The 14,988-nt window shown below is 62.3% G+C and carries 12 protein-coding genes; 11 read left to right on the top strand and 1 reads right to left on the bottom strand.

All coding sequences use genetic code 11. From position 1 onward, the window contains the following. The 9 genes from murD to lpxC all read left to right on the top strand — a co-directional run bounded on the left by murD (position 1) and on the right by lpxC (position 10,389). On the top strand, positions 1–1,347 hold the full coding sequence (gene murD, locus RTH74_RS03755; RefSeq protein WP_316913793.1) for a UDP-N-acetylmuramoyl-L-alanine--D-glutamate ligase: 1,347 nt from the start codon (positions 1–3) through the stop codon (positions 1,345–1,347). Beyond that, on the top strand, positions 1,347–2,564 hold the full coding sequence (gene ftsW / locus RTH74_RS03750) for a putative lipid II flippase FtsW (protein ID WP_099522447.1): 1,218 nt from the start codon (positions 1,347–1,349) through the stop codon (positions 2,562–2,564). The genes murD and ftsW overlap by 1 nt, the downstream gene beginning before the upstream one ends. After that, positions 2,554–3,624: an undecaprenyldiphospho-muramoylpentapeptide beta-N-acetylglucosaminyltransferase gene (gene murG, locus RTH74_RS03745; RefSeq protein WP_316913792.1), complete on the top strand. Its 1,071-nt coding sequence runs from the start codon at positions 2,554–2,556 to the stop codon at positions 3,622–3,624. The genes ftsW and murG overlap by 11 nt, the downstream gene beginning before the upstream one ends. A 34-nt stretch (positions 3,625–3,658) precedes the next feature. Continuing rightward, positions 3,659–5,059: a UDP-N-acetylmuramate--L-alanine ligase gene (gene murC, locus RTH74_RS03740; RefSeq protein WP_218238949.1), complete on the top strand. Its 1,401-nt coding sequence runs from the start codon at positions 3,659–3,661 to the stop codon at positions 5,057–5,059. Next, the gene (locus tag RTH74_RS03735; RefSeq protein ID WP_316913791.1) at positions 5,056–5,997 is read left to right on the top strand and encodes a D-alanine--D-alanine ligase; all 942 of its coding nucleotides are present in this window, start codon (positions 5,056–5,058) and stop codon (positions 5,995–5,997) included. The genes murC and RTH74_RS03735 overlap by 4 nt, the downstream gene beginning before the upstream one ends. 3 nt (positions 5,998–6,000) lie before the next feature. Next, positions 6,001–6,867 (top strand): cell division protein FtsQ/DivIB, encoded by an 867-nt coding sequence (locus RTH74_RS03730; protein ID WP_092380089.1) that lies wholly within the window; start codon positions 6,001–6,003, stop codon positions 6,865–6,867. Between the two features lie 15 nt (positions 6,868–6,882). Continuing rightward, entirely contained in the window at positions 6,883–8,130 is a 1,248-nt protein-coding gene (gene ftsA / locus RTH74_RS03725) for a cell division protein FtsA (RefSeq protein ID WP_017678973.1), read from the top strand. 42 nt (positions 8,131–8,172) lie between these two features. Then, complete coding sequence (gene ftsZ, locus RTH74_RS03720) at positions 8,173–9,366, top strand: cell division protein FtsZ (protein ID WP_021488111.1); 1,194 nt, start codon at positions 8,173–8,175, stop codon at positions 9,364–9,366. A gap of 111 nt (positions 9,367–9,477) precedes the next feature. Then, positions 9,478–10,389 (top strand): UDP-3-O-acyl-N-acetylglucosamine deacetylase, encoded by a 912-nt coding sequence (gene lpxC, locus RTH74_RS03715; protein WP_092380093.1) that lies wholly within the window; start codon positions 9,478–9,480, stop codon positions 10,387–10,389. Between the two features lie 154 nt (positions 10,390–10,543). Here the strand turns inward: lpxC and RTH74_RS03710 are convergent, their stop codons facing one another. Then, entirely contained in the window at positions 10,544–10,999 is a 456-nt protein-coding gene (locus tag RTH74_RS03710; RefSeq protein ID WP_316913790.1) for a DciA family protein, read from the bottom strand. 78 nt (positions 11,000–11,077) lie between these two features. Between RTH74_RS03710 and RTH74_RS03705 the strand changes: the two genes are divergently transcribed. Together RTH74_RS03705 and secA are read left to right on the top strand one after the other, a co-directional pair. Beyond that, on the top strand, positions 11,078–11,998 hold the full coding sequence (locus RTH74_RS03705; protein WP_106732782.1) for a M23 family metallopeptidase: 921 nt from the start codon (positions 11,078–11,080) through the stop codon (positions 11,996–11,998). Between the two features lie 238 nt (positions 11,999–12,236). Next, the gene (gene secA / locus RTH74_RS03700) at positions 12,237–14,972 is read left to right on the top strand and encodes a preprotein translocase subunit SecA (protein ID WP_316913789.1); all 2,736 of its coding nucleotides are present in this window, start codon (positions 12,237–12,239) and stop codon (positions 14,970–14,972) included. The last annotated feature ends 16 nt before the right edge of the window (positions 14,973–14,988 follow it).

Here is a 14,988-nt window from a genome sequence, read left to right as displayed (position 1 = left end):
GTGTCATTGATCGCTTCCGACCAGTTCCGCATCGTTGTCGGCCTCGGCAAGAGCGGCATGTCCCTGGTGCGCTTCCTTGCGCAGCAGGGCGTGCGCTTTGCCGTGGCCGATACGCGCGCGAACCCGCCGGAGCTGGAGACGCTCAAGCGTGATTACCCGCAGGTGGAAGTACGTTGTGGCGAGCTGGATGTGGACTTCCTCTGCCGCGCCTCGGAGCTGTACGTGAGCCCCGGCCTGGCGGTGGCGACTCCGGCGCTGGCCGAAGCGGCGGCACGTGGTGTGAAACTGTCCGGCGATATCGACCTGTTCGCGCGTTACGCTAAGGCACCGATCGTCGCTATCACCGGTTCCAACGCCAAGAGTACCGTCACCACCCTGGTCGGCGAGATGGCGGCTGCGGCTGGCAAGCGCGTGGCGGTGGGCGGCAATCTCGGTACGCCGGCGCTGGACCTGCTGGCGGATGACGTCGAGCTGTATGTGCTGGAGCTGTCCAGCTTCCAGCTGGAAACCACCGATCAGCTCAACGCTGAAGTGGCCACCTGCCTGAACATCAGCGAAGACCACATGGACCGCTACAGCGGTCTGCCTGCCTATCATCTGGCCAAGCATCGAATCTTCCGTGGCGCCCGTCAGGTGGTGATCAACCGTGACGACGCATTGTCGCGTCCGCTGATCACCGATCAGGTGACCAGTTGGGAATTCGGCCTGGGCAAACCGGACTTCAAGCGCTTCGGCCTGCTCGAAGAGAACGGCGAGAAATCCCTGGCGTTTCGTTTCGAGGCGCTGCTGCCGGTGAGCGAGCTGAAGATCCGCGGCGCGCACAATCAGTCCAACGCCCTGGCGGCGCTGGCGCTCGGCCATGCCGTCGGCCTGCCGATGGAGGCGATGCTCGCCACCTTGCGCCAGTTCGCTGGTTTGCCGCATCGCTGCCAGTGGGTCGGTGAGCGCGGCGGCGTGAGCTACTACGACGATTCCAAGGCCACCAACGTCGGTGCGGCGCTGGCGGCCATCGAAGGTCTGGGCGCGGATATCGTCGGCAAGCTGGTGCTGATCGCTGGCGGTGACGGCAAAGGCGCTGATTTCTCTGCGCTGAAAAATCCGGTCGCGCGCTTCTGCCGTGCGGTGGTACTGCTCGGTCGTGATGCCGGGCGCCTTGCCGACGCGTTGGGCGATGCGGCGCCGCTGGTGCGGGTCGAGACTCTTGACGAGGCCGTGCAGCGTTGCGGCGAGTTGGCAGAGGCCGGCGACGCCGTGCTGTTGTCGCCAGCGTGCGCCAGCCTCGACATGTTCAAGAATTTCGAAGAACGCGGGCGTCTGTTCGCCCAGGCCGTGGGAGGGCTTCGCTGATGCTCGGCTTCCTGCGCGTGCGTCCCTCGCCGCTGTTCGGTCGCGGTTTAGATGTCGATTTCCCGATGCTCGCGGGCTGCCTCGGCCTGCTCGGCCTGGGCCTGGTGATGATCACCTCGGCGTCGTCGGAAGTCGCAGCGGCGCTGTCCGGCAACCCGCTGTATCACATGATTCGCCACCTGATTTATCTGGTCATCGGTCTTGGCGCCGCCGGCATCGTGCTGATGATTCCGATGAGCTTCTGGCAGCGCTATGGCTGGATGCTGCTGCTGGCGGCGTTCGGTTTGCTGGTGTTGGTGCTGATCCCCGGCATTGGTCGCGAGGTCAACGGTGCGCGGCGCTGGATCGGCTTCGGCGCGTTCAACGTGCAGCCCTCGGAAATCGCCAAGGTCTTCGTCGTCGTCTACCTGGCCGGCTACCTGGTGCGCCGTCAGGAAGAGGTGCGCGAGAGCTGGATGGGCTTCTTCAAACCGTTCGTGGTACTGCTGCCGATGGCTGGTCTGCTGCTGCTGGAGCCGGACTTCGGCGCCACCGTGGTGATGATGGGCTCGGCCATGGCCATGCTGTTTCTCGGCGGTGTCGGCATGCTGCGCTTCGGCCTGATGGTGGCCCTGGCAGTCGGCGCCGTGTTCGTCCTGGTGCAGACTCAGGAATATCGCCTGCAGCGTCTGATCACCTTCACCGATCCCTGGGCCGACCAGTATGGCTCGGGCTACCAGCTGACTCAGGCACTGATCGCATTTGGTCGTGGCGAGTGGTTTGGTGTGGGCTTGGGTAACAGCATCCAGAAGCAGTTCTACCTGCCCGAAGCGCACACCGACTTCGTCTTCTCGGTCCTGGCCGAGGAACTGGGCTTCGTCGGCGCGCTGGCGACCCTGGCGCTGTTCGTCTTCGTCTGCGTGCGCGGCCTGTACATCGGCCTGTGGGCCGAGAAGGCCAAGCAGTTCTTCTCCGCCTACGTGGCCTACGGCCTGTCCTTCCTGTGGATCGGCCAGTTCCTGATCAACATCGGCGTGAACACCGGCCTGCTGCCAACCAAGGGTCTGACCCTGCCGTTCCTCAGCTACGGCGGCTCGTCGCTGGTGATCTGCTGCGTCAGCCTGGCAGTCCTGCTGCGTATCGAGTGGGAGCGGCGCAACGTACTGGGCAACGAGGATATCGAGTTCAGCGAAGAGGATTTCGCCGAGCCGAACAAGGAGGTCGCCCATGCGCGGTAATGTCCTGATCATGGCTGGCGGCACCGGCGGCCACGTGTTCCCGGCGCTGGCCTGTGCGCGCGAGTTCCAGACCCGTGGCTATAGCGTGCACTGGCTGGGTACGCCGCGTGGCATCGAGAACGAGCTGGTGCCGCAAGCCGGCTTGCCACTGCACCTGATCAACGTCAGCGGTCTGCGTGGCAAGAGCAAGCTGGCGCTGCTCAAGGCGCCATTCCAGTTGCTGCGCTCGTTGCTGCAGGCACGCCGCATCGTGCGCGAGTTGCAGCCGGTGTGCGTGCTGGGCATGGGCGGTTATGTCACTGGCCCGGGCGGCCTGGCCGCGCGCATGGCCGGCGTACCGCTGGTGATCCACGAGCAGAATGCCGTTGCTGGTACCGCCAACCGCTTGCTGTCGCGTATCGCCGTGCGCATCTGCGAAGCCTTCCCGAATACCTTCGGTGCATCCGACAAGCGGCGCACCACCGGTAACCCGGTACGTGAGGAGTTGTTCCTGGAAACGCCGCGCGAGCCGCTGGTCGGTCGCAAGCCGAAACTGCTGGTACTGGGCGGTAGCCTGGGTGCCGAGCCACTGAACAAATTGTTGCCGGCTGCACTGGAGAAAATCCCCGCTGACGTCCGTCCGCAGGTGTTTCATCAGGCCGGTAAACAACATGCCGAAATCACTGCGGAGCGTTATCGCGATGCCGCGGTCGAAGCCGAGGTCGCGCCCTTCATCAAGGACATGGCACGTGCCTACGGTTGGGCCGATCTGGTGGTGTGCCGCGCTGGCGCGTTGACCGTCAGCGAACTGGCGGCAGCAGGTCTGCCATCGTTCCTCGTGCCGTTGCCGCACGCGATCGACGACCACCAGAGCCGCAATGCCGAATACCTGGCGAAGGAGGGCGCCGCTGTCCTTCTTGCGCAACATGCCACTGACGCGGACACGCTTGCCGCGCAGCTCACCGAGGTTCTGATGCACCTGGAAAAACTCAATGTCATGGGCGCCACCGCGCGTCGCTTGGCCAAGCCCGATGCAACCCGCACGGTGGTCGACATCTGCCAGGAGGTGATGCGTGGCTAAGTCTCCTGCTGCGGTCAAGGCTGAAGTACGGCGTATGCGCCGTATCCGCCGCATCCACTTCGTCGGTATCGGCGGCGTGGGCATGTGCGGTATCGCCGAGGTGCTGCTGAACCTGGGTTACGAAGTGTCCGGTTCCGACCTCAAGGCATCGGCCGTGACCGAGCGCCTGGAAAACTTCGGGGCGACCATTTTTATCGGGCACCGCGCGGAGAACGCCGAGCAGGCTGATGTACTGGTGGTCTCAAGCGCCGTCAACACCAGCAACCCGGAAGTCGCCACCGCGCTGGAACGGCGTATTCCGGTGGTGCCGCGTGCCGAGATGCTCGCCGAGCTGATGCGCTACCGTCATGGCATCGCCGTCGCCGGTACCCACGGCAAGACCACTACTACCAGCCTGCTGGCATCCGTGTTCGCCGCTGGCGGCCTGGATCCGACGTTCGTTATCGGCGGTCGCTTGAATGCTGCCGGTACCAACGCCCAGCTCGGCTCCAGCCGCTTCCTGATTGCCGAGGCCGACGAGAGCGACGCCAGCTTCCTGCACCTGCAACCGATGGTCTCGGTGGTCACCAACATCGACGCCGACCATATGAGCACCTATGGCGGTGACTTCAACAAGCTGAAGAAGACCTTCATCGAGTTCCTGCACAACCTGCCGTTCTATGGCCTCGCCGTGCTCTGCGTGGACGATCCGGTGGTGCGTGAGCTGCTGCCGCAGGTTGGCCGCCCGACCATGACTTACGGCTTCGCCGAAGACGCCGACGTGCGTGCGATCAACGTGCGCCAGGAAGGCATGCGCACCTACTTCACCGTGCTGCGCCCTGACTGCGAGCCGCTCGACGTGTCGGTCAACATGCCGGGTAACCACAACGTTCTCAATGCGCTGGCAACCATCGCCATTGCTACCGATGAAGGCATCGATGATGCAGCCATCGTCAGCGGCCTGGCGGGCTTCCAGGGCGTCGGTCGACGCTTCCAGGTCTACGGGGAACTGCCGGTGGATGGCGGCAGCGTGATGCTGGTCGACGACTACGGCCATCACCCGCGTGAAGTGGCTGCGGTGATCAAGGCTGTGCGCGGTGGTTGGCCGGAGCGTCGTCTGGTGATGGTCTATCAGCCGCACCGTTACAGCCGCACCCGCGACCTCTACGACGATTTCGTGCAGGTACTCGGCGAGGCCAATGTGCTGCTGCTGGTCGAGGTCTATCCGGCTGGCGAGGAGCCGATTCCCGGTGCCGACAGCCGTCAGCTGTGCCATAGCATCCGTCAGCGCGGACAGCTCGACCCGATCTATGTCGAGCGTGGCGCCGACCTGGCGCCGCTGCTCAAACCGCTGCTGCGTGCCGGCGACATCCTGCTGTGCCAGGGCGCTGGTGATATCGGCGCAGTGGCGCCGCAACTGATCAAGCACCCACTGTTCGTGGGGGAGTCGAAATGAGTTTGCACAGTACCCTCGATCCCAAGGCTTTCGGTCGCGTCGCCGTGCTGTTCGGCGGCAAGAGCGCCGAGCGCGAGGTGTCGCTGAAATCCGGCAACGCCGTGCTCAGCGCCCTGCGGGCAGCTGGCGTGGACGCCTTCGGCATCGACGTGGGGGATGATTTCCTGCAGCGCCTGAACAGCGAGAAGATCGATCGCGCTTTCATCGTGCTGCACGGCCGTGGTGGCGAGGACGGCTCCATGCAGGGCCTGCTCGAGTGCGCCGGCATTCCCTACACCGGCAGCGGCATCCTCGCCTCGGCGCTGGCCATGGACAAACTGCGTACCAAGCAGGTCTGGCACAGTCTCGGCCTGCCGACGCCGCGCCATGCCGTGCTGACCTCGCAGGCCGACTGCGAGGCTGCGGCTGCTGAGCTGGGCTTCCCGCTGATCGTCAAACCAGCCCATGAAGGTTCGAGCATCGGCATGGCCAAGGTCGAAAGCGTCGAGGCGCTGATCGCTGCCTGGCAGGATGCCGCGCGCTACGACAGCCAGGTGCTGGTCGAACAGTGGATCGCTGGCCCCGAGTACACCATCGCCGTGCTGCGTGGCGAAGTGCTGCCGCCCATTGGGCTCGGCACCCCGCACACTTTCTACGACTACGACGCCAAGTACCTGGCCGATGACACCCAGTACCGCATTCCCTGCGGCCTGTCCCCTGAGAAGGAAGCAGAGCTGAAAGCGCTGACCGCACGCGCTTGCGAGGCTGTGGGCACTCAGGGCTGGGCACGCGCCGACGTGATGCAAGATGCCAGCGGCCAGTTCTGGCTGCTGGAAGTGAACACCGTACCAGGCATGACCGATCACAGTCTGGTGCCAATGGCCGCGCGTGCTGCCGGCCTGGATTTCCAGCAACTGGTGCTGGCGATCCTGGCTGACAGCGTCGAGGCGAGGGGTTAAGCGATGAGCATCGCTCTGCGCCATCAAGACTCGCTGAGGGCTCCGCAACGCGGCAAGCCCGCGCCACGTGGCGCCAGCCGTCTGGTGACCAAGGAGCCGATGCGCCTGCGTCTACCCAAGCCGGATTTCTCCTGGGTGGGCCGCTTGCTCTGGCCGCTGGCGCTGGTCGGTCTCGGTTTTGCTGCCTACGAAGGTGCTCAGCGTCTGCTGCCCTACGCCGACCGCCCGATCGCGCGCATCAGCGTGCAGGGTGATCTGGCTTACGTCAGCCAGCAGGCGGTACAGCGGCGGATCGCGCCTTTCATCGAGGCGAACTTCTTCAGCGCTGATCTGCGCGGCATGCGCGAAGAACTCGAACGCATGCCCTGGATCGCTCATGCCGAAGTGCGTCGCGTCTGGCCGGATCAGATCGACGTGCGCCTCGAAGAGCAGTTGCCTATCGCCCGTTGGGGTGACGAAGCGCTGCTCAACAATCAGGGCCAGGCGTTCGCGCCGCAGGAGCTGGACAACTATCAGCATCTGCCGCAGCTGTCCGGCCCGAAGCGGGCGCAGCCGAAGGTGATGCAGCAGTATCAGATGCTCAGCCAATTGCTGCGGCCGATGGGCTTCACCGTGGTCGGGCTGCAATTGCGCGAGCGCGGCAGCTGGTTCCTCTCGGCCACCGAGAACGCCAGCGGGCAGCGTATCGACATCCTGCTGGGACGTGATCACGTGGTGGAAAAAATGCGTCGGTTCGCCGCCATCTATGAGCGGGAGCTGAAAGAACAGAGCGCGAACATCGCGCGCATCGACCTGCGTTATGCCAACGGCCTGGCCGTTGCCTGGCGTGAGCCGGTGGAGCCGGCTGCGGCCGAGCAGAAAGTGAATTGAGGAGAGGCAGGACTAATGAATAGCGCGCAGAGCGGCAAGATGATCGTTGGCCTGGACATCGGCACCTCCAAGGTGGTGGCGCTGGTGGGCGAGGTGACGGCCGATGGCCAGCTGGAAATCGTCGGTATCGGCACTCATCCCTCGCGCGGGCTGAAGAAGGGTGTCGTGGTCAATATCGAGTCCACCGTGGCCTCGATTCAGCGCGCCGTGGAAGAGGCGCAACTGATGGCGGGCTGCCGTATTCACTCGGCGTTCGTCGGTGTGGCCGGCAATCACATCCGTAGCCTGAACAGCCACGGCATCGTTGCCATCCGTGATCGCGAAGTTAGCCCGGCCGATATCGAACGCGTGCTCGATGCCGCTCAGGCCGTCGCCATTCCGGCGGACCAGCGCGTGCTGCACACCCTGGCGCAGGATTACGTGATCGACAACCAGGAAGGCGTGCGCGAGCCGCTGGGCATGTCCGGAGTGCGTCTGGAAGCCAAGGTGCACGTGGTTACCTGCGCCGTGAACGCCGCGCAGAACATCGAGAAGTGTGTGCGTCGCTGCGGTCTGGAAGTCGACGACATCATCCTCGAGCAGCTGGCATCCGCGTATTCGGTACTGACCGAAGACGAGAAGGAGCTGGGCGTGTGCCTGGTGGATATCGGCGGTGGCACCACCGATATCGCCATCTTCACCGAAGGTGCGATTCGTCATACCGCGGTGATTCCGATTGCTGGTGACCAGGTTACCAACGACATCGCCATGGCCCTGCGTACGCCGACCCAGTACGCCGAGGAAATCAAGATTCGCTACGCCTGCGCCCTGGCCAAGCTGGCCGGTGCTGGCGAAACCATCAAGGTGCCGAGCGTAGGTGATCGTCCGCCGCGTGACCTCTCGCGTCAGTCCCTGGCCGAAGTGGTCGAGCCGCGTTACGACGAGCTGTTCACCCTGGTTCAGGCCGAGCTGCGCCGCAGCGGCTACGAAGACCTGATCCCGGCCGGCATCGTCATGACTGGCGGCACGGCGAAGATGGAAGGCGCGGTCGAACTGGCCGAGGAAATTTTCCACATGCCGGTTCGACTGGGCGTACCGCACAGCGTCAAGGGCATGGGCGATGTGGTGCGCAACCCGATTTATTCCACCGGTGTGGGCTTGCTGTTGTATGGGCTGCAGAAGCAGAACGACGGCATTTCCATGTCGGTGGGCAGTCCTTACCAGGACGAAAACAAAACCCCGGTACTCGAACGCATCAAGCGTTGGGTGCAAGGCAATTTCTAAATTTGCAGTAGGCGTTACAACTAGAAAGGAAGGAGAGGGATCATGTTCGAACTAGTAGATAACATTCCGCAAAGCGCGGTTATCAAAGTAATCGGTGTCGGTGGTGGCGGCGGCAACGCAGTCAATCACATGGCGGTCAGCAACATCGAGGGCGTCGAGTTCATCTGCGCCAACACCGATGCGCAGGCGCTGAAGAACATCGGCGCACGTACCGTGCTGCAACTCGGCCCGGGCGTGACCAAAGGCCTGGGCGCTGGCGCCAATCCGGAAGTCGGTCGTCAGGCCGCGCTGGAAGATCGCGAGCGCATCGCTGAAGTGCTGCAAGGCACCGACATGGTGTTCATCACCACCGGTATGGGTGGCGGTACTGGCACCGGCGCTGCGCCGGTCATCGCCGAGGTGGCCAAGGAACTGGGCATCCTCACCGTGGCTGTGGTCACCCGCCCGTTCCCGTTCGAGGGCAAGAAGCGCATGGTCATCGCCGATGAGGGCATCCGCGCGCTGTCCGAGAGCGTCGACTCGCTGATCACCATCCCCAACGAAAAACTGCTGACCATCCTCGGTAAGGATGCCAGCCTGCTGTCCGCCTTCGCCAAGGCTGACGACGTGCTGGCTGGTGCCGTGCGCGGTATCTCCGACATCATCAAGCGTCCGGGCATGATCAACGTCGACTTCGCTGACGTGAAGACCGTGATGAGCGAAATGGGCATGGCGATGATGGGCACTGGCTGCGCCAGCGGTCCGAACCGTGCGCGTGAAGCCACCGAAGCGGCCATCCGCAACCCGCTGCTCGAAGACGTCAACCTGCAGGGGGCGCGCGGCATCCTGGTGAACATCACTGCCGGTCCGGACCTGTCGCTGGGTGAGTACTCCGATGTGGGTAACATCATCGAACAGTTCGCTTCCGAGCACGCCACCGTCAAGGTCGGCACTGTGATCGACGCCGACATGCGCGACGAGCTGCACGTCACCGTGGTCGCTACTGGCCTCGGCGCGCGCATGGAGAAGCCGGTCAAGGTGGTCGACAACACCGTTCAGGTCGCTGTCAGCCAGCCGGTTGCCCAGCAGCCTGCCGCGCAGCCGCGCAGCGAGCAGTCGGTCAACTACAAGGACTACGAGCGTCCGACCGTGCAGCGCCAGAGCCACGGTGGCGCCGCCACTGCAGCCAAGCTCAATACCCAGGATGATCTCGATTACCTGGATATCCCGGCTTTCCTGCGTCGACAGGCTGATTGATGGAATTTATCAGGAGCATATGGGTGATTGGTGTTCAGCAAAGGTCGGTTCTGCTATTATTCCCGACCATTGTTGAAAACAATTCGCAACTAGCGATATAGCGGCCAAGCCATGATCAGACAACGCACCCTGAAAAACATCATCCGTGCCACCGGCGTTGGCCTGCATTCGGGGGAGAAGGTTTACCTGACCCTGAAGCCGGCTCCGGTGGATACCGGTATCGTGTTTCGTCGTACCGACCTCGACCCCGTGGTGGAAATCCGCGCGCTGGCCGGGAATGTCGGTGAAACCACCATGTCGACCACGTTGATCAATGGTGATGTCAAGGTGGATACGGTAGAGCATCTGCTTTCGGCCATGGCAGGCCTGGGCATCGATAACGCCTACGTCGAGCTCTCCGCGTCCGAAGTACCGATCATGGATGGCAGTGCTGGTCCCTTTGTGTTCCTGATTCAATCCGCTGGCCTGCAGGAGCAGGAAGCGCCGAAGAAGTTCATCCGCATCCTGCGTGAGGTGACTGTGGAGGAGGGCGACAAGCGCGCCACCTTCGTACCTTTCGACGGTTTCAAGGTGAGCTTCGAGATCGACTTCGATCACCCCGTGTTCCGCAATCGCACGCAGAGCGCCAGTGTGGATTTCTCCAGCACGTCTTTCGTCAAGGAAGTCAGCCGGGCCCGCACCTTCGGTTTCATGCGTGACATCGAGTTCCTGCGTTCGCAGAACCTGGCGCTCGGTGGCAGTGTGGAGAACGCCATCGTGGTCGACGAACATCGTGTGCTCAACGAAGACGGCCTGCGTTACGAGGACGAGTTCGTCAAACACAAGATTCTCGATGCCATCGGTGACCTGTACCTGCTGGGTAACAGCCTGATCGGCGAGTTCAAGGGCTTCAAGTCTGGTCACGCGCTCAACAATCGTTTGCTGCGCACGTTGATCGAACAGACCGATGCCTGGGAAATGGTGACCTTCGAGGACGCCAAACTCGCACCGATCTCTTACATGCGCCCGGTTGCGGCGGTGTAAACACACTCTCTTTCCAGCTTCAATTGAGGCCACCTTCGGGTGGCCTTTTTTATGGCGCGTGGTTGAGTCGGTGGTGAGTGCCGCAACGATTCATGGCGCCAATCATCTGGCGAAAGCGGCAAAAAAGACGTTTACCGACGAACGGAATTAGGGGTCATTCGTCTTTCTGCGTATGGCTGGCCAGGCGCTCAAGCGCGGCGCGTAGCCTGGGATCGCTGATGCCTTCGGCTGTCGCCTGGATGCTTTGTGCGGCGCTATTGGACAAGTGCAGGGTGCGACCGGTTCCACGATTCTGGCCGCCTTGAGGTTGCACCTTGAATATGATTTTCGTTAAGGTCGCGAATTCTTCGAGTGCCTGTAGTTGTCGTTGCAGTCTTCTTTGCTGATAACGCAGGCGTGTTGCCCAGTGGCCATCGGTCACGATCAATAGCAAGCAGCCGTCTCGCCAGGACGCTACATGACAGTGTTCCCGGGCGGCAGGCTGTAGCTGGCTATCGACAAGACGCTGTAGGTGAGTAAGGCGTTGCGCCTGACCGAACAGCGCTTTCAGGGGCTTGGCTTCGCGTAACAGCTTAGCGGGTGCCTGAGCCGGCAAGGGACGAAACGTCATGGCAGGAAGCCTTAAGTTGCAGAGCCGTCATGGTAGCAGAGCGTGCTGCCGGCCTGTGCTCTGCGAAAAGGGGAAGCCATGCATATCATTCTACTAAATAGCCGTCACGGTTCGGCGCGAACGATCAATCTGGACCTGCGCTGGTTGCTGCTGTCGGCTGTCCTGCTGCTGGTCCTGAGCCTCGGTGCCGGTGCTGCAATGGGTGCCAAGTGGTTGACCGCCGAGCCGGTGGTCGACACCTCGCTGGCCGAAGCACTCGATCTGCAGCGTGAACAGGTTGGCGTGGTACGCCAGGACGCACAACGTCAGCTCGACGCCTTTGCCGTGCATGTCGCGGAACTGCAGGCGCGCCTCACGCGGCTCGATGCTCTGGGCGAGCGCCTGACCGAATTAGCGGAGCTGGACGCAGGCGAATTCGATTTTTCCCTCAGTGTCGGGCAGGGCGGCGCGGAAGATGCGTTGGGCGCTTCGGCCTATGCACCGCCACCTTTCATGAGTGCGCTTGACAGCCTGGCGCTGCGAGTGGAAAGCCGCGAGCAGCAGTTGGAAGTGCTGGAGCAACTGCTTGGCGAGCGTCGCCTGAGTGAAGCTGAAACACTTTCTGGTCGCCCGGTTTTGCAAGGTTATGTGTCGTCGCCTTTCGGGCGTCGTGTGCACCCGCTGACCGGTCGCGTGAGTGTCCACAAGGGCGTCGACTTCGCTTCCAAGCCGGGGAGCGATGTGGTGTCGGTGGCGGCGGGTATCGTCACCTTCTCCGGCAAGAAGAATGGTTATGGCAACGTGGTTGAGATCAGTCACGCCGATGGCTACGTCACTCTCTATGCCCACAACCAAAGCAACACTGTGCAGATCGGTGATCTGGTGCAGCGCGGCGAGACCATCGCCAAGGTCGGCCGCAGTGGTCGCTCCACCGGTTATCACGTGCATTTCGAAGTCAGCAAGGATGGCCGACAGGTCAATCCTGCCCTTTATATCGCGCGCGCCAACGGCGTCGAGTGAGTCGGGGCAACAGGCTGACCTTGAATTGCCAGCATTCATCCCCATATAAAGTTTTACGCCGCGCCCCTGGCTGACCGGGGATGCGTGGCCTGCGCCATTATGCGGCAGCAACGGGCTGACAACGTCACTTTCCTCCCTGAGTTTTCCGGGTAGAATGCCCCCTTCGCCCGCAGCCATGCTGGCTGCCAGGTCGCGATTTGCGCCGACCTCCATCCATTCGCCGGAAGATCCTGTCGATATGTTTGCGCCTCTGTTTAAAAAACTTTTCGGAAGCAAGAATGAGCGTGAAGTCAAACGCTTGGTCAAGGCGGTGCAGTCCGTCAACGTCCTCGAAGAGCAGATGATTGCTCTGTCGGACGAGCAACTGCGTGGCAAGACCGAAGAGTTCAAGGGCCGTCTGGCTCAGGGCGAAACCCTCGACAAGCTGCTTCCCGAAGCCTTCGCTGTGGCCCGTGAGGCCGGTAAGCGAGTGATGGGCATGCGCCACTTCGATGTGCAGCTGATCGGCGGCATGGCCCTGCATGAAGGCAAGATTGCCGAGATGCGTACCGGTGAGGGCAAGACCCTGGTAGGTACCCTGGCGGTCTACCTCAACGCGCTGTCCGGCAAGGGCGTGCACGTGGTCACGGTCAACGAATACCTGGCCCGCCGCGACGCCAACTGGATGCGTCCGCTGTATGAATTCCTGGGCTTGTCGGTGGGCATCGTTACCCCCTTCCAGCCGCCGGAAGAGAAGCGCGCTGCTTACGCCGCCGACATCACCTATGGCACCAACAACGAATTCGGTTTCGACTACTTGCGTGACAACATGGCCTTCAGCCTGGAAGACAAATTCCAGCGCGAGCTGAATTTCGCCGTGATCGACGAAGTCGACTCCATCCTCATCGACGAAGCCCGTACCCCGCTGATCATCTCTGGTCAGGCTGAAGACAGCTCCAAGCTGTACATCGAGATCAACAAGCTGATCCCGCGCCTCAAGCAGCACATCGAGGAAGAGGAAGGCGTGGTGACTCAGGAAGGTCACTACAAGGTCGACGAGAAAACCCGCCAGGTCGAGCTCAACGAAGCTGGCCACCAGTATGTCGAAGAGATGCTTACCGCAGCTGGCCTGCTGGCTGAAGGCGAGAGCCTCTATTCCGCGCACAACCTTGGCTTGCTGACCCATGTTTACGCCGGCCTGCGTGCGCACAAGCTGTTCAACCGCAACGTCGAGTACATCGTGCAGAACGGTCAGGTGATCCTGATCGACGAGCACACCGGTCGTACCATGGCCGGTCGTCGCCTCTCCGAGGGCCTGCACCAGGCCATCGAGGCGAAGGAAGGGGTGAACATCCAGGCCGAGAGCCAGACTCTGGCCTCGACCACCTTCCAGAACTACTTCCGCCTTTACAACAAGCTGTCCGGCATGACCGGTACCGCCGATACCGAGGCCTTCGAGTTCCGTCAGATCTACGGTCTGGACGTGATGGTGATCCCGACCAACAAGCCGATTGCGCGTAAGGACTTCAACGACCTGGTCTATCTGACCCAGGAAGAGAAGTACCAGGCGATCATTGCTGATATCAAGGATTGCCAGGCCCAAGGCCGGCCGATCCTGGTGGGTACCGCCACCATCGAGACCTCCGAGTACGTCAGTCAGTTGCTGAATCAGGCAGGCATCGAGCACAAGGTCCTCAACGCCAAGTTCCACGACAAGGAAGCCGAGATCATCGCCCAGGCCGGTCGTCCGGGCGCACTGACCATTGCCACCAACATGGCGGGTCGTGGTACCGACATTCTTCTCGGCGGTAACTGGGAAGTGGAAGTGGCAGCGCTGGAAAACCCCACCGACGAGCAGATCGCGCAGATCAAGAGCGAGTGGCAGAAGCGTCACCAGCAAGTGATCGAAGCCGGCGGCCTGCATGTGATCGCCTCCGAGCGCCACGAATCGCGTCGTATCGACAACCAGTTGCGTGGTCGTGCCGGTCGTCAGGGTGACCCGGGCTCCAGTCGCTTCTACCTGTCGCTGGAAGACAACCTGATGCGTATCTTCGCCTCGGATCGGGTGAAGAATTTCATGAAGGCCCTCGGCATGCAGTCCGGCGAGGCCATCGAGCACCGCATGGTCACCAACGCCATCGAGAAGGCCCAGCGCAAGGTCGAGGGGCGTAACTTCGACATGCGTAAGCAACTGCTCGAATTCGACGACGTGGCCAACGAGCAGCGCAAGGTGATCTACCACATGCGCAACAGCCTGCTGGCTGCCGAGAGCGTTGGCGACACCATCGCCGAGTTCCGCGAGGAAGTGCTGACCACCGCAGTCAACAACCATATTCCGCCGCAGTCGATGCCGGAGCAGTGGGACGTCGCCGGCCTGGAGTCCACCCTGCAGAGCGATTTTGGCATCAAGCTGCCGATCCAGCAGTGGCTGGATGAAGACGACAAGCTGTACGAAGAAACCCTGCGTGAGCGCATCCTTGCCGAGCTGCTGGCTGCCTACAACGAGAAGGAAACCCAGGCCAGCGCCGAGGCTCTGCGTACCTTCGAGAAGCAGATTCTGCTGCGTGTGCTGGACGATCTGTGGAAAGACCACCTGTCGACCATGGATCACCTGCGTCACGGGATTCACCTGCGTGGCTACGCGCAGAAGAACCCCAAGCAGGAATACAAGCGCGAGTCGTTCGCCCTGTTCCAGGAGCTGCTGGAGTCGATCAAACGCGATGCCATCCGCGTGCTCAGCCACGTTCAGGTGCGTCGCGAAGATCCGGCCGAAGAAGAAGCTCGTCTGCGCCGCGAAGCCGAAGCCATGGCCGAGCGTATGCAGTTCCAGCACGCAGACGCCTCGGCACTGGCGGCTGAAGAGAGCGATGGCGCAGAAGGCGACGTTGCCATGGCCGCCGCTCCGGTACGTGCCGAGCAGAAGGTTGGCCGTAACGAGCCGTGCCCTTGCGGTTCGGGTAAGAAGTACAAGCACTGCCACGGTCAGATCGGCTGATCGGATCGCTTGCAGT

Origin of the sequence: Pseudomonas sp. zfem001, from assembly GCF_032621725.1 — a bacterium.
Classification (GTDB): Bacteria; Pseudomonadota; Gammaproteobacteria; order Pseudomonadales; family Pseudomonadaceae; genus Aquipseudomonas; species Aquipseudomonas sediminis.
The sequence above is the reverse complement of the archived record's forward strand: the minus strand, read 5'-3'. Positions and strand labels throughout refer to the sequence as shown.

Bases quoted from the DNA above. Each gene is read 5' to 3' on its own strand.
- murC (WP_218238949.1), top strand. From the start codon at position 3,659: ATGCGCCGTATCCGCCGCATCCACTTCGTCGGTATCGGCGGCGTGGGC.
- RTH74_RS03705 (WP_106732782.1), top strand. From the start codon at position 11,078: ATGCATATCATTCTACTAAATAGCCGTCACGGTTCGGCGCGAACGATC.
- ftsA (WP_017678973.1), top strand. From the start codon at position 6,883: ATGAATAGCGCGCAGAGCGGCAAGATGATCGTTGGCCTGGACATCGGC.
- RTH74_RS03735 (WP_316913791.1), top strand. From the start codon at position 5,056: ATGAGTTTGCACAGTACCCTCGATCCCAAGGCTTTCGGTCGCGTCGCC.
- murG (WP_316913792.1), top strand. From the start codon at position 2,554: ATGCGCGGTAATGTCCTGATCATGGCTGGCGGCACCGGCGGCCACGTG.
- RTH74_RS03730 (WP_092380089.1), top strand. From the start codon at position 6,001: ATGAGCATCGCTCTGCGCCATCAAGACTCGCTGAGGGCTCCGCAACGC.
- RTH74_RS03710 (WP_316913790.1), bottom strand. From the start codon at position 10,999: ATGACGTTTCGTCCCTTGCCGGCTCAGGCACCCGCTAAGCTGTTACGC.
- ftsW (WP_099522447.1), top strand. From the start codon at position 1,347: ATGCTCGGCTTCCTGCGCGTGCGTCCCTCGCCGCTGTTCGGTCGCGGT.
- secA (WP_316913789.1), top strand. From the start codon at position 12,237: ATGTTTGCGCCTCTGTTTAAAAAACTTTTCGGAAGCAAGAATGAGCGT.
- ftsZ (WP_021488111.1), top strand. From the start codon at position 8,173: ATGTTCGAACTAGTAGATAACATTCCGCAAAGCGCGGTTATCAAAGTA.
- lpxC (WP_092380093.1), top strand. From the start codon at position 9,478: ATGATCAGACAACGCACCCTGAAAAACATCATCCGTGCCACCGGCGTT.